The sequence below is a fragment of the Aquimarina sediminis genome (assembly GCF_002895435.1).
Taxonomy (GTDB): Bacteria; Bacteroidota; Bacteroidia; order Flavobacteriales; family Flavobacteriaceae; genus Aquimarina; species Aquimarina sediminis.
On the sequence record NZ_POYJ01000001.1, the window covers coordinates 407,151 to 423,504 of the forward strand.

The window sequence follows — 16,354 nt, forward strand, 5'->3', positions numbered from 1 at the left end:
CTATGAAAAACAAAATAGGATTATTATTTATCACTCTTCTTGTTATTACGATTAGTAGCTTCGCTCAACAAAAAGAGAATCATGCACCAATGGTCACAACCGCAGAAGCAGAACTCTCATTTTGGGATATTCCTTATTTAGAAAAAGCCTTTATTGATACAGCACCACAGGCTAGAGAAGATAATATTCTGGTTGGTAAGCTAGGAGTTGATGGTGGTAATAAAGCAATGGTTCTAAAACTAGCCCAAGAGATTATTGATACGACGCTACATGGCGATTACGATGCCTTACTTATTTCACACAAAAACAAATTGGTTTTTGAATCCTATTACAGAAAAGGTCGTGTCGATCTGCCACATCCGCAAGCTTCAGCAACTAAAGCCTATACCAGTTTGTTACTTGGTCGAGCTATACAGCTAGGCTATTTATCTATGGCTGATTTAGACAAACCTCTAATCAGCTTTCTCAAAGAACTGGATACAACAAATCTTGCTAAAGGTGCAGAAAAAATCACGCTCCATAAAGCATTGATTATGCATGGGGGTCTTGGTATTAGTGAAGAACAGCGTAAAAAATTAGAAAAACCTTCTAGTGAGTTAAAAGGGCAAGGATTTGTTCAGACTCTTTTGGAATATAGTACACCAATCACTCAAGACACTCAGGTATACAAATATGGTAACTATAATCCCATTTTGGTAATGCAAGTAATTGATGCCGTTGTACCTGGAAATGCCCAAGATTTTATTAAGAAAGAGTTGCTAGACAAATTAGGTATCACCAATTATCATTGGAAGAATGCCGTAAGTGGTCAGCCAGAGGCGGGATGGCGTGTAAGTCTAAAATCACGCGATATGTTGAAGTTGGGCTCCTTAATTGCCAATAAAGGCAAATGGAATGGAGAACAGCTTATTTCAGAAGATTACCTAGCAAAGGCTATCAGTAACGTTACTAAACCTACTCAAGATTGGATGCCCAAAAATTATAACTACGGTTATTTTTTTTACCAAACAGATATCACAGTTGAGGATATAGATTATAGTACCAGTTTTGCTTGGGGAGGAGGAGGACAATACATTATAACAGTAGAAGAATTGGACTTGATTATTGTGATTAATGGTCATGACAGGGAGGATACGATAATGACTCAGGTTTCAAAAGTAATCATTCCAGCATTTGTAAAAAGTGGTTCTCCATCCTTTGAAGATCGTTATTTAGGGCAAAAACGACCCGGTTTAACGCCCAAAGTTTTCGCTCCTGATATTGTTTCTACGAAAGGATGGGAAGTAAGTGGTGTCTTCACGCCCGACTTTAAAGAATTCTATTTCATCAGAGAAGCTGGAGAAAATAAAAAACAAGAATTTGTAGTTTTTCAATATAAAAATAATCACTGGCAAGAGTCAGTAATATCTCCAAGAGTGGGACAACCTTTTATCTCTCCTGATGGTAAGGTTATACATTTGGGCAAAAATTATAAGGAACGCACTATGACAGGAGGTTGGTCTGAGTTAAAAAGTTTAGGAAAACCTTTTAAAGACATCCACATCATGCGTCTAACAGCTTCATCAAAAGGAACCTATGCTTTTGACGAGGCAACCAGAGACGGTAATGGTGTTCTTCGTTATTCACGATTAATAGAAGGTAAACGTGAGGATCCTAAGCCATTCAGCAAAGAAATAAACGCTGGAAAATGGAATGCTCATCCATTCATTGCTCCAGATGAATCGTATATCCTGTGGGATTGTGAAAGAGATAGTGGGTTTGGCGATGCTGATATCTATGTTAGCTTTAAGCAACAAGATGGTTCATGGGGGAAAGCTATCAACTTGGGTGAAAAGGTAAACACCGACGCTTGGGAAGCGGGTGCACGTGTAACGCCAGACGGGAAATACCTTTTCTTTAATAGAAACATGGGTTCTGACCAATATGAAAACATAGATATATTTTGGGTGGATGCGCAGATTATTGATAATTTAAGACCTAAGCAATAGTGTATTTAATTAATTGAGGTTGGTTAGTTGTATTTGTTTTTTGTCATCATTTCCCAAAAGGATCACAATTCAGAAACCAATTACGACATTTCAAAATATTATGATTTCATTTTTTTGTGAATCCTAAGATATTTGAATTGCTAATAACAGTATTCCTTTTGGTTTGTATGCAATTCAAATAATTCCGTTATTCGTATTAACCTAAAAGTAATATCACTAATAAGCTTATAATTAATGGCACTATTTAATAAAAAAAGACGCATACAGTATTTAGGCTTTAATGATATTTGGTTTTCTGTAATTGGTATTCTTATTATAAGTCTTATTACAAACTATTTATTCAATAATCCATCAGAAAGAGCATCAATAGTATTAGTAGTTATAGGTTGGTTTGCTGCATTAATTAATGTCATTTGTGATTGGTTTATCATAAGGTCTATTTTGATTTTTTTACGAAAAAAATATCCCGATTTCAAAGATGATTTTAAGCGTATTATTTTCTTGCTTTTTGCAATTATTTGTGTAATCCTATTTGTTGATTTTACAATGGGTTTTTTACTTGCACAATTTTTTATCTTTTTAGGATTCGAATCTTCACATATGGTAATTTTGAGGGTTCTTTTACCCGTTTTTTTGATTATTATTATGACAATGGCAATATATGAGGCAATTTATTATTATGTTAGGCTTAAAAAATCAATTCGAGAAGAAGAACAAACAAAACAGGTAATGATACAGGCGCAGTTAGATACTTTAAGAAATCAAGCGCAGCCTCATTTTTTGTTTAATAGCTTAAATACCTTGCGAGATATTATTGACAATGACACTAAGGAAGATGCTAAAGATTTTGTAGATAATTTATCTGGTGTATATCGCTTTATTATCGAATCTGATAATTCAAATTTAATTTCCTTAGAAAAAGAGTTGAAATTTGCTAAAGCGTATATTCATATTCAATCAGAGAGATTTGGAGATAACCTAAAAGTGAATTGGGATATCCCCGAGGATAAACACTCCGCAATGATAGTGCCTATGAGTATACAACTTTTGCTAGAAAATGCCATAAAGCACAACATCGTTTCTAAGGCCAAACCTTTACTTGTCACTGTAGTCATTAAAGGCGATACCTTGGTTGTAAGTAACAAAATTCAAGCAAAATCAACCCAAACACCATCTACAAAAATCGGGTTAAAAAATATTGAACAACGATATATTTTAATTTCTAAAAAATCACCAGAAATTATAAATGATGGAAATCAATTTACCGTTGTGTTACCTTTATTAAAATTATCCGATCAAAATAAAAATTATGCAAATACTAATCATTGAAGATGAACCGAGGGCTGCAAGGCAATTACAAAATTTATTATCCAAAAGTGCCTTTAATTTTCAGTTATTAGATATTATTGATACTGTTGAAGATGCAGTTTTATGGTTTGCGCAAAATACTTCGCCAGATCTTGTATTCATGGATATTCAATTAGCAGATGGGCTGAGTTTTGAAATATTTCAGAAAGTAGAAGTCGTTGCCCCGATTATTTTTACAACAGCCTTTGATCAGTATGCTATTCAGGCATTTAAAGTAAATAGTATCGATTATTTACTTAAACCTATTCAGAACGATGAATTGGATACAGCCTTACAAAAATTTATGAATTCTAATAAGGCAGCTACTCAAATTGAACCGGTACTTCTAAAAGAACTTCTTAGTTCCATGCAAACACCACAAAAACGATCGGGTATACTGGTTAAAGAGGGTAGTGGGTTTGTTCAAATTAGAATCTCAGAACTCTTATACGCATATTCTCAGGATAGTATCACTTTTGGCGTGACTCATACTAAACGATACATTATAGATGAGACGATGGATCAATTATTTGACTCGTTAGACGATACTAAGTTTTATAGAATTAATAGAGGTCAGATTATATCCAAAAATTCAATCTATAAAATTGACCCTTATTTTAACCATCGTGTTAAGTTATCTATTACCAATCCCCGTGATCAAGAGTTTATTGTAAGTAGACAAAAGACAAGTGATTTTAAAGAATGGATGAATAGATAGATAGCGACATTTCAAGTATTAATACCTACGTTTCAACAGAAGGTACTACTATAGAAGATGTGTTAAAACTATGTTTGTGATGTAATCAAAAGCAACATCATGAAACTAAAACTAATTGCGATAACAACTCTATTTGTTACTACAACACTTTCTTCTCAATCCCTAAAACCAAGCAATACTTACCAGCATTTTGTAAATTCTACCAAAGAGATTTTTGATAGCTTAGTCAAAATAAGACGTGATTTACATATGAATCCAGAAATTTCTAAGCAAGAAAAAAGAACATCTAAAATCGTTGCTAAATATTTAAGGGATTTAGGATTAGAAGTAAAAACTAATATCGGAGGTAATGGAGTCGTTGGAATTTTAAAAGGAGGTAAAGAAGGTAAAAAAATAGCATGGCGAGCTGATATGGATGCTATAAAAACAAAAGAACCAGATGTTGTTGATTTTATATCCAAAAATGAAGGTGTACGACATATTTGTGGCCATGATGTGCATACCACAATTGGTTTGGGTATTGCGACTGTTTTATCACAGCAAAAAGAAAACCTGAAAGGTACTGTATACTTCATTTTTCAACCAGCAGAAGAAACCTTTACTGGTGCAAAAGATATGATTGAGGACGGCTTATTTGATATTATTGAACCAAATGAAATTTATGGATTACATATCGGCCCAGGTGAATCGGGTGTGATTAATTTTAAATCTAATGAGTTGTTTGCATATCAAAGATCTCTAAAAGTAACATTCCAACCTAGTGCCAATAAAAAGGAATTAGAAAATTTTATGAATGATATTTTAAACGGGTTTTCTCGTAATCCCCTTAAAGGTTCACCTTGGGATATCATAAATAATACAACTGATCCTAAAATAGGAATTACAAGTAAAGAAACAATTTATAGAGATTACTTTTTTATTGAAGGAACAAAGCTTTATAAAGATCAGGGGACTACTATTTTTAGCGCTAGTTTCTTCGAAACTAATAGTAGCAATACGTATAGTATCCCTCTTGAAATAAAGAACCAAATCCTTAATTCTAAATATAAAAATCTTTTTATTTCTATTGGCTATTCAAGGGATAATCCAACCCCTATAAATGATTCTGAACTTACAAAAATGGCATCAAAAACAATTTCTAGTTTCTATAACAAGGAAATGTTTAAACCTTTGTATGGGCAAATTCCATTTTTTGGCGAAGATTTTATTTACTATCAACAAAAAGTACCGGGCGTATTTTTTCTCTTAGGCGGATCTAATATTGAAAAAGGCATCAATTCTATGCCACACACACCAAATTTTGCTGTGGACGAAACCACCATAAAATATGGCGTGCAATCTTTTGCTACTTTAATTTTTGAACGAGCAAACAGTAAATAAAACATTCATTTTTAAATCACTAATACATAATCAAAATTCCCGAAATATAAATTCGGGCTTAAACATAGCATCATGAAAAAAATATTAATTATTCTCAACCTAATCCTATTTTCTCAACTATGGTCACAAGAAACCGTAACTACAGCCCAATGGCAAGAAGATCTTCGTTTTATTCAAAATACCGTGCATAAAGACTACTTATTTCTTTTTGTAAAAACGACCAAAGACATATTCGACGCAGAAGTAGAAACCTTATATAAGAACATCCCAAATTTACAGGAACATGAAATCATCGTTGGCATGGCAAGAATCATTTCCTTATTCAAATATGGGCATACCTATATTAGTTTTCATCAAAAACCTTTTGAGTTTTCGCAATTGCCGTTCAATGTATATGAATTTAATGATGGAATCTATATTCAGGGAGCACACAAGGGCTACCCAGAAGCAGTTGGAGCCAAAGTCATAGCGGTAGAGGGGAAGCCAATTACAGAAGTTCTAAAAGCAATCGAACCGACCGTAGAAGTAGAGAACTCACAATATTTTAAAGCCTATGGAATTAATAATATACGATATCCTGAAGTCTTACATGCCCAAAAAATTACAAAAACCCTTCAAAACAAGGTTGCACTGACATTAGAAAAAAATGGAAAAGTATTTACCCAATCTTTTACTGCATTGGCCAAAGGAGAAAGAGTACCAACACACCGTGGTTTTGTTCATCAAAATGAAAATTGGTTAGATGCCAGAGATCAGTCGACAACACCTTTATATTTACAGCACTTGGACAAGATTTATTTTTCAGAATACTTAGCCAAAGAAAAAGCGATGTATATAAGACATAGTAGAATTGCTGATGAAGCTGAAGAAAGTACCAAGGATTTTTATACCCGTGTTTTTAAAGATATAGAAACTAATGACACAGAGAAGTTAATTATTGATTTGCGTTTAAACGGTGGAGGAAATAACTACTTAAATAAAGATGTTATAAAAGGTCTTATTAAATCTGAAAAGATAAATAAAATAGGAAAGTTATTTGTTATTATCGGAAAACGTACTTTTTCTGCTTGTCAAAACCTGGTTAATGAAATTGATAATTATACCAATGTTATTTTTGTAGGAGAACCCACAGCAGAAAATATTAATTTTTGGGGTGATAACCGTCCTGTAACACTACCAAACAGTGGAATTGATATCTCTCTGTCGTATTTATGGTGGCAAGATAAGCCCGCATTAGAAAATGCAGATTGGATAGCCCCTAGTGTTCCAGTTACTATGAGTTTTGAGGAGTACGCTAGTAATCAAGATCCTGTATTAGAAGCAGCATTAACGTTTAACGCACCAGATTTTAAACCTAGACCAATGGATTATGTAGTAAGTTTATATTTATCTGGACAAACACAAAAACTGGCAGAAGAACTTCCAAAAATGATCCAAGATCCACTGTATGCTTTTTATGATTTTGAGAAAGGGTTGATTGTTGTAGGGAACATTTTATTACAAAGTGGTCGCGTACCTCAAATTCAGGCTTCAATTCAAGTGTTTTCTATGATTTTAGGGTTATTTCCAAATTCGGCTACAGCTTATAAATATCTTGGAGAATCGTATATTGCTGCAGGAGAGACTCAAAAAGCCAAAGAAGTACTCAAAAAAGCTATTTCCTTGGATGTCGATGGAGAAATAGGCAAAAGTGCCAAAGAAATTCTGAATTCAATCACCTTATAAATTTTACCTTAAAATAAGATCTGGATAACAAGAGCACGATAACTATTTTGTGCTCTTGTTATGTTATGTTAAGTACTTTAAATATGGATTGAAAAGTTCTTCAATCCATATTTAATATTTTTATACTCTTTAGATGTATTTTTTATTTTCGGTCTCCTGCCACATTTTATTATAGTAATTCTGTTCCTCAACATAAAGATTTAAACAGAAAGATTTGGGTAAACCTGGAAGATTATGTTTTACACAAAGAAACTGAAAATAAAGATTTAAAAGTTTGCGTGTTTACCGGACCAGTTTTATCATCCAATGATCCCGAGTTTGTAACTAAAGTCAATGATACATACATTAAAATACCTAGATTATTTTGGAAAATAATTGTTTACCCAAAGAGTGATGGGAAACTATATCGAGTTGGGTTTATGATGAGTCAAGAAAGCTTAATGAAATTTCATAATGCTATTGATTCTTATACAGATAATAGAAGCAAAGAGCTTGTTTTAAGAGAAATTGATATTGATCCTGATTTAGAAAGTTATTCTGTAGAACAATATTTAAGTTATAGTATCGAGAATATTGTTTTATAAATATTTCTCCATTATCCTTATCCTTGAGAATCGCATATTTAATAATTTATATACGATTGTACAGAATATGCGAATTATTGATTTGACTTTGAAATACACTAAAATATTTTTCACAGAATTTATTATTGCTTAAGCTCAGAATAAAGCCAGTTTTCACGCTTTTTTCATGAAATTTTTCACATAGCGGATTCTCGTAGGTACTATTAATTATAGAGATATCATTTTGTATAGCTAAGGATAGTCTATATTTTAAATAATCCCTGTCCATATTTTAAATTGTCAGTAACAACCATTGTACGGAATATTCGATTTATGAGAATTACGGATTTTACTTAGAAAAGTATTTTTCACAGAATTTTATATTGCTAAACTAGAAATGAAGCCAATTTTCACGAGTTTTTCACGAAATTTTTCACAGGACAAATTCTTGTAGATATTGTGAATGCTGAAAAAGTATTTTTAGAGTCTCAAAAAAATTCCACATTTTAAATTATTATAATCCACATTTTAAATTGTCAGTAACACAAGCATCCGCCAATTTGCTACAATACATTTGTACTATAATGTTCTGCGTTATGTAACTTTGCTTTGGAAAAAAGCTTTTACGAATACTAATCTTCTTTTATTTTTTTCTTCCTAAATGTTTCTTTAAAAATGTAATGGAATACGCTTTGCCCGAAGCGACGATAGGAGTGAAGCGGGAATGTGTATGGAATGGGATTACAAATCTAAGAGTTCATTAATTTGTTCATCTGCCGTTTTATCATTAGAATCTGAGGGAAGACTATTTTCCTTTTTTTCAATAAGAAAAGTATTTTCATCAGCCACGTTTCCTAAGATTAAATTTGCGAGAGAATATCTATATGAAGAGATTTTGGAAGGAGACTTTTCACCTCCAAAATTCAAAATTATTCGTATTTCATTATTTGCTTGAATCAATTGTTGAGAGGTTACTATCAAATTAAATTCAGACATACTAGGTCTACCATTACTTAATATTTTCATTCCTGGACTATTATAATTTCCTCCAAATTGCTCATTATTTACAATGATAATACCAGGAGACGCTACAACTCTAATAAAGACATTTAAATCATTATTAAATTCAGATGTGTTAAAAACAACTTTCCTGAATCTTAATGAAATTCTATGTCCATCTAAATTTTCAATACTTTTTAACCTTAGATGGCCTTTAACTATTGGGAAATCTACACTCTTCATCATTGCACTAATTAAGTAATGGGGTGCAACTTTAGTTTGTCCATCTAAACGGATATAGTACTTGTCTTTAAATTGATGTGGTTTAAAATTACTTTTTTCTACTTCAATTATAAATATAGAATTTCCATTTGGGTCATCTAATTTTTGAACACGAATCCCAATAGCTAACGGTACAATAACACTCGAAACTTTATTAATTAATCTATCTCTATCCAAAGTTGTCGAAAATGGAGTTAAAGCTCCTGCAGCAGAAGTATTGCCTTGAGCGTCTCGGGTTTCAACTGGAGCCCCCCAAACAACAATTCCTCCCTCTGAATTCAATAAACCACAAATAGCTTTAAAAACCGCATTTTCTTTATCATTATGGTTGCCTTGAGGTGGATACGATTTAAATTCTAAATTTAAAGTTTCCTCTTTTTCTTCATTGAAAAATTGGACAATATCATTGTATTCTAAATCATACAAATCTTTACCAAATATTATCTGCGAGTATTTCATTATTTATAGTTAAAAAATTTTAAATTGTAATTTATTGATTACAATTGAATTAGTATATACGTATCTAAAAATAAATGACAAAAGAAATTTATATAAAAGAAATAAGAAGTAAAATTGAACAAGAAAAACTTAAAATAAGAAAAACATTTTCTTTTGATGATTCTCGTATCGCTATGCTTGAATTAACTAGGTCTATAGATAGTGCATTCGTATATATTTATTTTCTTTTGCCAAGAGAAGACAAAGAATATGAAAATGCATATATAGTTTTCAGTTATATTTCAGCAGGTTTTTATAACAGCTTAAAAACATTTATTGATAAAAGTATAAATAAATCTGGTTACCCATTATTCGTGTCTGATAGTAATGGAGTTAAATGGGCTAACGATACAAATATTAGATTTGGACACATAGGCTATATTGAAAAATATATAGAACTAGCTAATCAACAATTATTTAGTATAAATAAAATAAATGCTAATGATTATAAATTTACTAATCTTTTTCCATCTCCAAATAGGGAACAATTAGTTGTAGAAGATTTTAATTGGTGGCAAAACCAAATTTCTTTTTCTGAAAAAGATTTAACACGATTAAAGTATTTAAAACCAATAGTTGAGAAACAGGTTTTTGAAAAAGTTTCTATTTGGAAAGAACATTTTATAAGGTATGATTCTACCAGTGAATTAGATGAACATTATGAAATAGTAGGAAGGCTTTTTAGAAGAAGAATGACTGGTAGTGATTCTTTTCCTTTAGATGCAAAATTTGGCTTATTGAGTTTCGGAGAAATTATTATGATTATAGAAGCTATTATTGGTTATTCTTTGAAACATAAAGACCATTGTTTAGCACTTTTAAGAAAAACTAATTATACAATTAATCCTTGGAATTTATACCCCTTGGATGAGAGAATTGATGATTTGGCGTATAGTATTTCTATTCACAAAAAACTTGACTATAAAAAAGTGTTTTCCTTTTTAGTTAAACTTTCAATTGATGAAAAGGATGTTGATAAACTTGGAGATTCTGCAGGAAATGCACCACCGCCATTAATAAGAATATCAAAAGAGTTTATATTGAAATCATTAGCAGGAATTTTAAATAATCCATTCGCATATCTAACTCGTTCTTTAAAATTTAATTATGAAAGAGATTACTTTAACGCAGTGAACCACAGGGAAAAAGTTTTTAAAGATGATCTGTATAAACTTTTAGATGCTAAAAATTTAATTTCTATTTCTAGAAATATCAACCTTAAACTAAATGGTAAATTGATAACAGATATAGATGCTTTAATATATGATATTAATAGTAAAACAATATTACTAGTTCAGCTAAAGTGGTTAGATGATTTTGGTGCTTCTATGAAAATGAGATATAGTATGTCTAAAAACTTTTATAGTTCTAGTATTAAATGGATTGATAAAGTTGAGAGTTGGCTAAAAGAGAGAGAAATATTTGAACTAATTAAAAATGATATAAAAGGAATAAATCAGAATGATATTAAGAACATTGAATTGTTAATTTTAGGACGTAATTTTTCTCATTTTTCTGACCAAAAAGAAGATAACAGAGCATCTTGGTGCTCTTGGTATACATTAATTAAATTAGTAACTGAAAACAGTAATTATAAAAAAGATATAAAACTCTTAACGAGAAAGATAAAAGAGAATAATTTAAAATATGATAAAAATCTATCTAAAGAAGAAATAGATTCTATAGAGGATGAAATATTACAAGTTCAAAAGAGTAAAATCTCTATAGGTTTTTAGCCTTTATTCAAGCTTACCACTCCCATAATTAACTCGTTTTTTAAAGTCAATCACTTCATCCTTTAATTTTTTATTAGCATTTTCAATCAATTCGTTTTGTATTTTCATAATGCGAAGCAAGTCGTGAATTGCATTTAGATTATCTAGTTGTGTATATACGATTTTTTCAAGGTCGGCTTTGGTGTATTTAGGATATGGCATAAAATTTGAAATAAAGTTATTAACAATAAAAATTCAACTAAAAATTACATTTATATAATTTTAACTTACATAAAGTTAATTCAAACTTATAAATTTAATTTTTAAAATACAAGTTTAGATTACTAAAATTTAATTTAAACTTATGTTTTATTAAGTATGTATTATATATTTAGAGTAGAATACATCAAATAATTATGGCAATAGAAAGGATAAATAGAATAAAAGAGGTATTAGTAATCCAAGGGAAATCACAAGTTTGGCTTGCAGAAGAGCTAGGAAAAAGTACGACTTCTGTAACTGCATTTTGTAATAATAAATCACAACCACATTTAAAGGATTTAAAAAGAATAGCGGAAATCCTAGACGTGGATATTAGAGAGTTATTAGTTTCTACAAAATGATTGCCTTAGAGTTCCTAAAATCAGAATTAAAAAGTCATAACATAGAATTAACTGCTAAAACCGATGGGAGGGAAGGGGTTGATTTTTTAATAGGAAACAATACAATATATCTACAACCGCTTGATTTAGATACAGTACAACTTAGTATTAAAATCTTAAAGAAAGAGTTAAGAGAGCTAAAAGATAACTCGTTTATCGCTTTAGTTTTGGTAATGAATCAAGAACCAAGAGTTGTTTATGTAATCCCATCTAAACAACTATCAGAATCCGACAGTAATATCTTTATAAACAATGAAGTTAGTTTAATGCCTAGTTTATCTAATTGGGAGATTAAAATATCAAGCAAATCCATTAAAGAATTAGAAAAGTATGCCTTGAAACATATAATTCGTAAACTAAAAGTTTAGCTTTATTACATTATGTAAAATAGAGCGTGCGTTTTTACCCAGATGAAGCGTTGGTAAAACGGCCTCAGAAAACTTTGGCTAAAACAATAGGTGAAAGAGCGTACATATTTTAGAGGTCTAGCAATACATATTCTTAATATTTATATGGTTTAAGGTTAGTTCAAAGCAATTCCAGTTCTAAATATTCTTAAATAGTAGAAATCAAAAAATGTTGAATCTTAGTAGAATTTGAGCAAGTGTACAGAAATTATCTCGCAGAGTAATTTTGTACTCTTGCGGAAACCTTTACGAGAATGCCGTAGAAAAAAATATTGCAGGATTATTATCGAATACGCGATTTTTAAACAAATCTAAAAGGTTAGCTTTTTTATGGCGGTGGCTATGCGGTTGGAAATTGAGTTTAGAAATAAACGCCAGTAAGCGTTTAATTTATAAAAAGCAATCGAGCGCATAGGCAGCGGCAATTTTACATAATGGCTAATTATAGCTACAAACAGCAGAATGTTTCTTGTTTAGTACTAAACCCAAAGCCAAATGTTTAATGACCCAAGTACAAAGGTTTATTACGAAGAACTAAACATTATGGGATATTTTACATAATATAACATTATAGCTATCAAATGGCATAACAACCAGATATAATCGAAATATGATATTTGTACTATAATTTATATTATGTAAAATAGAATATTTCAGAACATGCACTCCTTTTTAAGATTTTGAAGGTTTTATATGTTTTTCAGTACTGTTATCATTACTTCTTTAAAATCAAATTCCCGAAGACTGGCTCCGGGAATTTTACTTCGTTTTTATTTTATTTCTTTCTTATATACCAAATCGTCCAATAGTCTTTTTCAAATGCGCCTTTACCTCTTTAGCAACAAACTCATTATCTTCCTTTAACTTTATCAAAAAATCACTTCGCTTTTTCAAAAAATCTTCCTTCATTGTCATGCAAGCAATATTACTTTTTACTCCATTAGCTACTACACATTTTGCCAAAGTAATTGCTTCTTGCTTTAATTCATTTACCTGTGTAGTTAATATATAGTTCTCCGAAATAAATGGTTCATCTACATAATGCTCTAACTCATATGCTAGTCTAGTACGCTTAACATACATTCTTTTTCGCAATCCAAAATCTTTATCCGTTTTTGCTACGGTATCAGCAAGCTTCAAGTTGCGTTCTACAGGTGTTATACGTTCTATTTTTAATTCTTTTTGCTTAAAATCAACCTGTCTTACTCCAGCTTTATCGATTCCATTGCTATCAAAGCCCAAAAACTTTAATAAGGGCATCATATTTGGTGCTTTTGTATCAAAAATTACCTGTACATTTTCCTTTTTATCTCCTTTTGCAACTTCTAAAGAGCAATATACCAACTCTTCCTTTATATCTTTTTCTAAAAATTTAAAACTTTTAAAGAAGGATTTTACTTCATTTTTCACCTTGATATTGTCACTTATCCTATAATATGTACCATCGGTTTCCATCAATAGATCATCTTTTGTATCGATAATCAGTTCTTGTTTTCTTCCTACTATGGCATATACACCATCCCCCACAAAAATATGCATTTTTCGATCATTTACTTTGCCACGGTTACTATCTGTATACGTCAATTGGCTATTAAATTGATAAGACCTTTCTTGTGAAAAAGCCTGTTGAGTACTTATGAATGCGAAAAAAAATATGGTAATAATAGATGTAAGTGTGTTTTGCATTTGTTGTGATTTATGTTTTAAATAATTTTTCATTACTTGGTTTATATGCTTGTTATAATTATATGTTTAACCCTCTTTATAAACATATATCATTATTTGGTTTCAAATTTTGACGTTGAAAATATTGGTTGTTTCTATGGTATCTTACCGCTATAAGAGCATGAATATTTATGAAGATATTAGAAGTAATAGTTTTATAAGATTTTGAAAAAATATAGGTGGTACCAGTGGATTAAAAAGCATCTACGTTGTGGTTGGTTTAAACTAGCAAATGTAAGGTAATCCCCTAAGTTATAATACACCAAAATCCTTAAAAATTTCATAAAAACTACTTGTATATAACCGTAGGGAGTGAGTTTCTAAAAATTATTTACACAACAAAAGGACACCTCCTCTAATTGATAAGCCCACTGTCTTCTTTTTCTAACTTTAATACTCTCCCTCTATAGCTAATTGACGTACGGTGATTGCTAATAACAGTAATATCACTAGACAAATTATTATACAGCAGTACAGACACTACAAAGGATTCTGTATTTTTTTTGAGTCTTAGTTTAATTAAATATCGCTGTTTTTTTTCATGATATGAGATATCGCATTCATCTGCGATACCATCAAATTCTAAATTATTATTGGTATTATATCCGTTAGAAATTTGTCGTTCCCCATAATACGGTAAATACATAGAAATACTATCCCCATACATTCTAAAATGATTTCCGTTACCAGAAAGGTTTATATTGTTTGCGGTACTTCCCCAGGGAAACAATCTACTATTAGCCAAAGCATTAAGACTTCTGCTTGCCATAGGCGATGCCCAGTCTGATAAGATTTCAAACTTTTTTTGAGCTACTAACTCCGTAAGAACTTTGTTTTTTTCTGCTGATACCTTCAGATCTTGTGAACTCCCACAGCTCACTAACATACAGGAAACTAGTATTAAAATAAGAGTTTTCATTTTTTATTAAAATATACCAAATAATGCCTCAAGTACCATCCCAATTTAAAAAACATTAACAGATACCAATGTCTAGATATACAATGATTATCTCCAAAACATACGGTATTAAAGTGTTTTTACGCTTCATTATTTATATATTAAATAACATTTATAACATCCATTAATCATAGTAAATACGCTACTTTTGCCGGATGTTAAAAAAGAAATTTGCACAGTTTGAATTCGTAATACTGATGGCATCACTAATGTCTATTGTTGCACTGGCTATTGATGCTCTTTTGCCAGCACTAGATATTATCGGAAATACCATTGGTACTACCAACCTGGCTGATAATCAGTTATTGATTACCATGATTTTTTTAGGGCTGGGTATTGGTCCTCTTGTTTTTGGTCCTATATCTGATAGTTGGGGTAGAAAACCCATAGTCTATATTGGTATTGTTCTCTTTATTATTGCTAGTTTTATATGCATTTTTTCGACCAGTTTGGAGATGATGATTTTAGGTAGAATTCTACAAGGTATTGGGTTATCTGCTCCCAGAACGATTAGTATTGCTATGATTCGAGATATTTATAGCGGGGATTATATGGCTCGCATTATGTCTTTTATTACTGTAGTATTTATTTTGGTTCCTATTATTGCTCCAGCACTGGGCAAATCTATACTCGATCATTACAACTGGCAGGCTATATTTTATATCCAATTAATATTTGGGGTACTGATCTCTATATGGTTCTGGAAAAGACAGGCCGAAACATTAGAGGTCTCAAAGCGTATTAAGTTTACGCCAAGTATCTTTGTAGATGGGATAAAAGAGTTAGCAAAACACAAAGATACTATTGGGTTCACAATCATTTCTGGATTTATCACGGGATCCTTTATGGTTTATTTGAGTACTTCTCAGCAAATTTTTGAGCAACAATATCACCTAAAAGAAGAATTTCCGTATATATTTGGTTTATTAGCTATATCTATTGGTACTGCTATTTTTTTAAACGGAACTCTTGTTTTAAAATATGGAATGGAAAAATTGGTAACCACTTCCCTATTTGCTTTTTTCGGAATTTCGCTATTGTATATTGTAATGTTTTATAATAGTCCGAATCCAAGTGTTGTTGTTTTATTGCTGTTTTTTGGGTTGCAATTTTTTGCTATTGGTTTTTTATTCGGAAACTTGAGGGCTTTGGCAATGCAACCTGTTGGTCATATTGCAGGAATAGCCGCTGCCATCACAGGTTTTATATCTACCATTATGGCAGTACCTATTAGCACTTATATAGGAAGATTTGTACTAGACACTACACTACCTTTATTTATTGGTTTTTTGGTTTGTGCAATACTTTCTATCATAATTCTTGTGTATCTAAAAGTATCTGTAAAAAAACAAGCCATTAGCAGGTAATTAAAAGACGTTCTATTAGG

14 protein-coding genes are annotated in these 16,354 nt (G+C 31.1%); 10 read left to right on the forward strand and 4 right to left on the reverse strand.

All coding sequences use genetic code 11. From position 1 onward, the window contains the following. The first annotated feature begins 2 nt into the window (after positions 1–2). The 6 genes from C1X07_RS01855 to C1X07_RS01880 all read left to right on the forward strand — a co-directional run bounded on the left by C1X07_RS01855 (position 3) and on the right by C1X07_RS01880 (position 7,742). Positions 3–1,988 carry a serine hydrolase domain-containing protein gene (locus tag C1X07_RS01855; RefSeq protein WP_103068267.1) on the forward strand — a complete coding sequence of 662 codons (1,986 nt, stop codon included), beginning with the start codon at positions 3–5 and terminating at the stop codon, positions 1,986–1,988. 234 nt (positions 1,989–2,222) lie between these two features. Beyond that, positions 2,223–3,317: a sensor histidine kinase gene (locus C1X07_RS01860; protein ID WP_103068268.1), complete on the forward strand. Its 1,095-nt coding sequence runs from the start codon at positions 2,223–2,225 to the stop codon at positions 3,315–3,317. After that, a complete protein-coding gene (locus C1X07_RS01865; RefSeq protein ID WP_103068269.1) occupies positions 3,298–4,053 on the forward strand; it encodes a LytR/AlgR family response regulator transcription factor in 756 nt (251 codons plus the stop codon). The genes C1X07_RS01860 and C1X07_RS01865 overlap by 20 nt, the downstream gene beginning before the upstream one ends. A 99-nt stretch (positions 4,054–4,152) precedes the next feature. Further along, complete coding sequence (locus C1X07_RS01870) at positions 4,153–5,433, forward strand: M20 metallopeptidase family protein (protein WP_103068270.1); 1,281 nt, start codon at positions 4,153–4,155, stop codon at positions 5,431–5,433. A gap of 72 nt (positions 5,434–5,505) precedes the next feature. After that, positions 5,506–7,158 (forward strand): S41 family peptidase, encoded by a 1,653-nt coding sequence (locus C1X07_RS01875; RefSeq protein WP_103068271.1) that lies wholly within the window; start codon positions 5,506–5,508, stop codon positions 7,156–7,158. 137 nt (positions 7,159–7,295) lie between these two features. Continuing rightward, positions 7,296–7,742 (forward strand): DNA/RNA non-specific endonuclease, encoded by a 447-nt coding sequence (locus C1X07_RS01880; RefSeq protein WP_262494899.1) that lies wholly within the window; start codon positions 7,296–7,298, stop codon positions 7,740–7,742. A 720-nt stretch (positions 7,743–8,462) separates the two neighbouring features. Here C1X07_RS01880 and C1X07_RS01885 read toward each other — a convergent pair. Continuing rightward, positions 8,463–9,461 carry an AlbA family DNA-binding domain-containing protein gene (locus C1X07_RS01885; protein ID WP_103068273.1) on the reverse strand — a complete coding sequence of 333 codons (999 nt, stop codon included), beginning with the start codon at positions 9,459–9,461 and terminating at the stop codon, positions 8,463–8,465. A gap of 74 nt (positions 9,462–9,535) precedes the next feature. Here C1X07_RS01885 and C1X07_RS01890 point away from each other — a divergent pair, with 74 nt between their 5' ends. Next, positions 9,536–11,236 (forward strand): hypothetical protein, encoded by a 1,701-nt coding sequence (locus C1X07_RS01890; RefSeq protein WP_103068274.1) that lies wholly within the window; start codon positions 9,536–9,538, stop codon positions 11,234–11,236. A gap of 3 nt (positions 11,237–11,239) precedes the next feature. On the opposite strand, the gene C1X07_RS01895 is transcribed toward C1X07_RS01890, so the two are convergent. Then, on the reverse strand, positions 11,240–11,437 hold the full coding sequence (locus C1X07_RS01895) for a hypothetical protein (protein WP_103068275.1): 198 nt from the start codon (positions 11,435–11,437) through the stop codon (positions 11,240–11,242). Between the two features lie 194 nt (positions 11,438–11,631). Between C1X07_RS01895 and C1X07_RS01900 the strand changes: the two genes are divergently transcribed. Next, the gene (locus tag C1X07_RS01900; RefSeq protein ID WP_233783279.1) at positions 11,632–11,838 is read left to right on the forward strand and encodes a helix-turn-helix transcriptional regulator; all 207 of its coding nucleotides are present in this window, start codon (positions 11,632–11,634) and stop codon (positions 11,836–11,838) included. Continuing rightward, positions 11,835–12,245, forward strand: a complete 411-nt coding sequence (locus C1X07_RS01905; protein ID WP_103068276.1) for a hypothetical protein — start codon at positions 11,835–11,837, stop codon at positions 12,243–12,245. The genes C1X07_RS01900 and C1X07_RS01905 overlap by 4 nt, the downstream gene beginning before the upstream one ends. Positions 12,246–13,070: 825 nt before the next feature. Here the strand turns inward: C1X07_RS01905 and C1X07_RS01910 are convergent. Both C1X07_RS01910 and C1X07_RS01915 read right to left on the reverse strand, forming a co-directional pair. Continuing rightward, positions 13,071–14,003, reverse strand: a complete 933-nt coding sequence (locus C1X07_RS01910; RefSeq protein ID WP_103068277.1) for a hypothetical protein — start codon at positions 14,001–14,003, stop codon at positions 13,071–13,073. Positions 14,004–14,364: 361 nt separating this feature from the next. Next, positions 14,365–14,928, reverse strand: coding sequence for a DUF4251 domain-containing protein (locus tag C1X07_RS01915; RefSeq protein WP_103068278.1), 564 nt, complete (start codon positions 14,926–14,928; stop codon positions 14,365–14,367). 194 nt (positions 14,929–15,122) lie between these two features. On the opposite strand from C1X07_RS01915, the gene C1X07_RS01920 reads away from it, so the two are divergent. Next, entirely contained in the window at positions 15,123–16,334 is a 1,212-nt protein-coding gene (locus C1X07_RS01920) for a multidrug effflux MFS transporter (protein ID WP_103068279.1), read from the forward strand. Positions 16,335–16,354 lie beyond the last annotated feature (20 nt).

Bases quoted from the DNA above. Each gene is read 5' to 3' on its own strand.
- C1X07_RS01915 (WP_103068278.1), bottom strand. From the start codon at position 14,928: ATGAAAACTCTTATTTTAATACTAGTTTCCTGTATGTTAGTGAGCTGT.
- C1X07_RS01860 (WP_103068268.1), top strand. From the start codon at position 2,223: ATGGCACTATTTAATAAAAAAAGACGCATACAGTATTTAGGCTTTAAT.
- C1X07_RS01890 (WP_103068274.1), top strand. From the start codon at position 9,536: ATGACAAAAGAAATTTATATAAAAGAAATAAGAAGTAAAATTGAACAA.
- C1X07_RS01865 (WP_103068269.1), top strand. From the start codon at position 3,298: ATGCAAATACTAATCATTGAAGATGAACCGAGGGCTGCAAGGCAATTA.
- C1X07_RS01885 (WP_103068273.1), bottom strand. From the start codon at position 9,461: ATGAAATACTCGCAGATAATATTTGGTAAAGATTTGTATGATTTAGAA.
- C1X07_RS01920 (WP_103068279.1), top strand. From the start codon at position 15,123: ATGTTAAAAAAGAAATTTGCACAGTTTGAATTCGTAATACTGATGGCA.
- C1X07_RS01905 (WP_103068276.1), top strand. From the start codon at position 11,835: ATGATTGCCTTAGAGTTCCTAAAATCAGAATTAAAAAGTCATAACATA.
- C1X07_RS01875 (WP_103068271.1), top strand. From the start codon at position 5,506: ATGAAAAAAATATTAATTATTCTCAACCTAATCCTATTTTCTCAACTA.
- C1X07_RS01900 (WP_233783279.1), top strand. From the start codon at position 11,632: ATGGCAATAGAAAGGATAAATAGAATAAAAGAGGTATTAGTAATCCAA.
- C1X07_RS01895 (WP_103068275.1), bottom strand. From the start codon at position 11,437: ATGCCATATCCTAAATACACCAAAGCCGACCTTGAAAAAATCGTATAT.
- C1X07_RS01870 (WP_103068270.1), top strand. From the start codon at position 4,153: ATGAAACTAAAACTAATTGCGATAACAACTCTATTTGTTACTACAACA.
- C1X07_RS01910 (WP_103068277.1), bottom strand. From the start codon at position 14,003: ATGAAAAATTATTTAAAACATAAATCACAACAAATGCAAAACACACTT.
- C1X07_RS01855 (WP_103068267.1), top strand. From the start codon at position 3: ATGAAAAACAAAATAGGATTATTATTTATCACTCTTCTTGTTATTACG.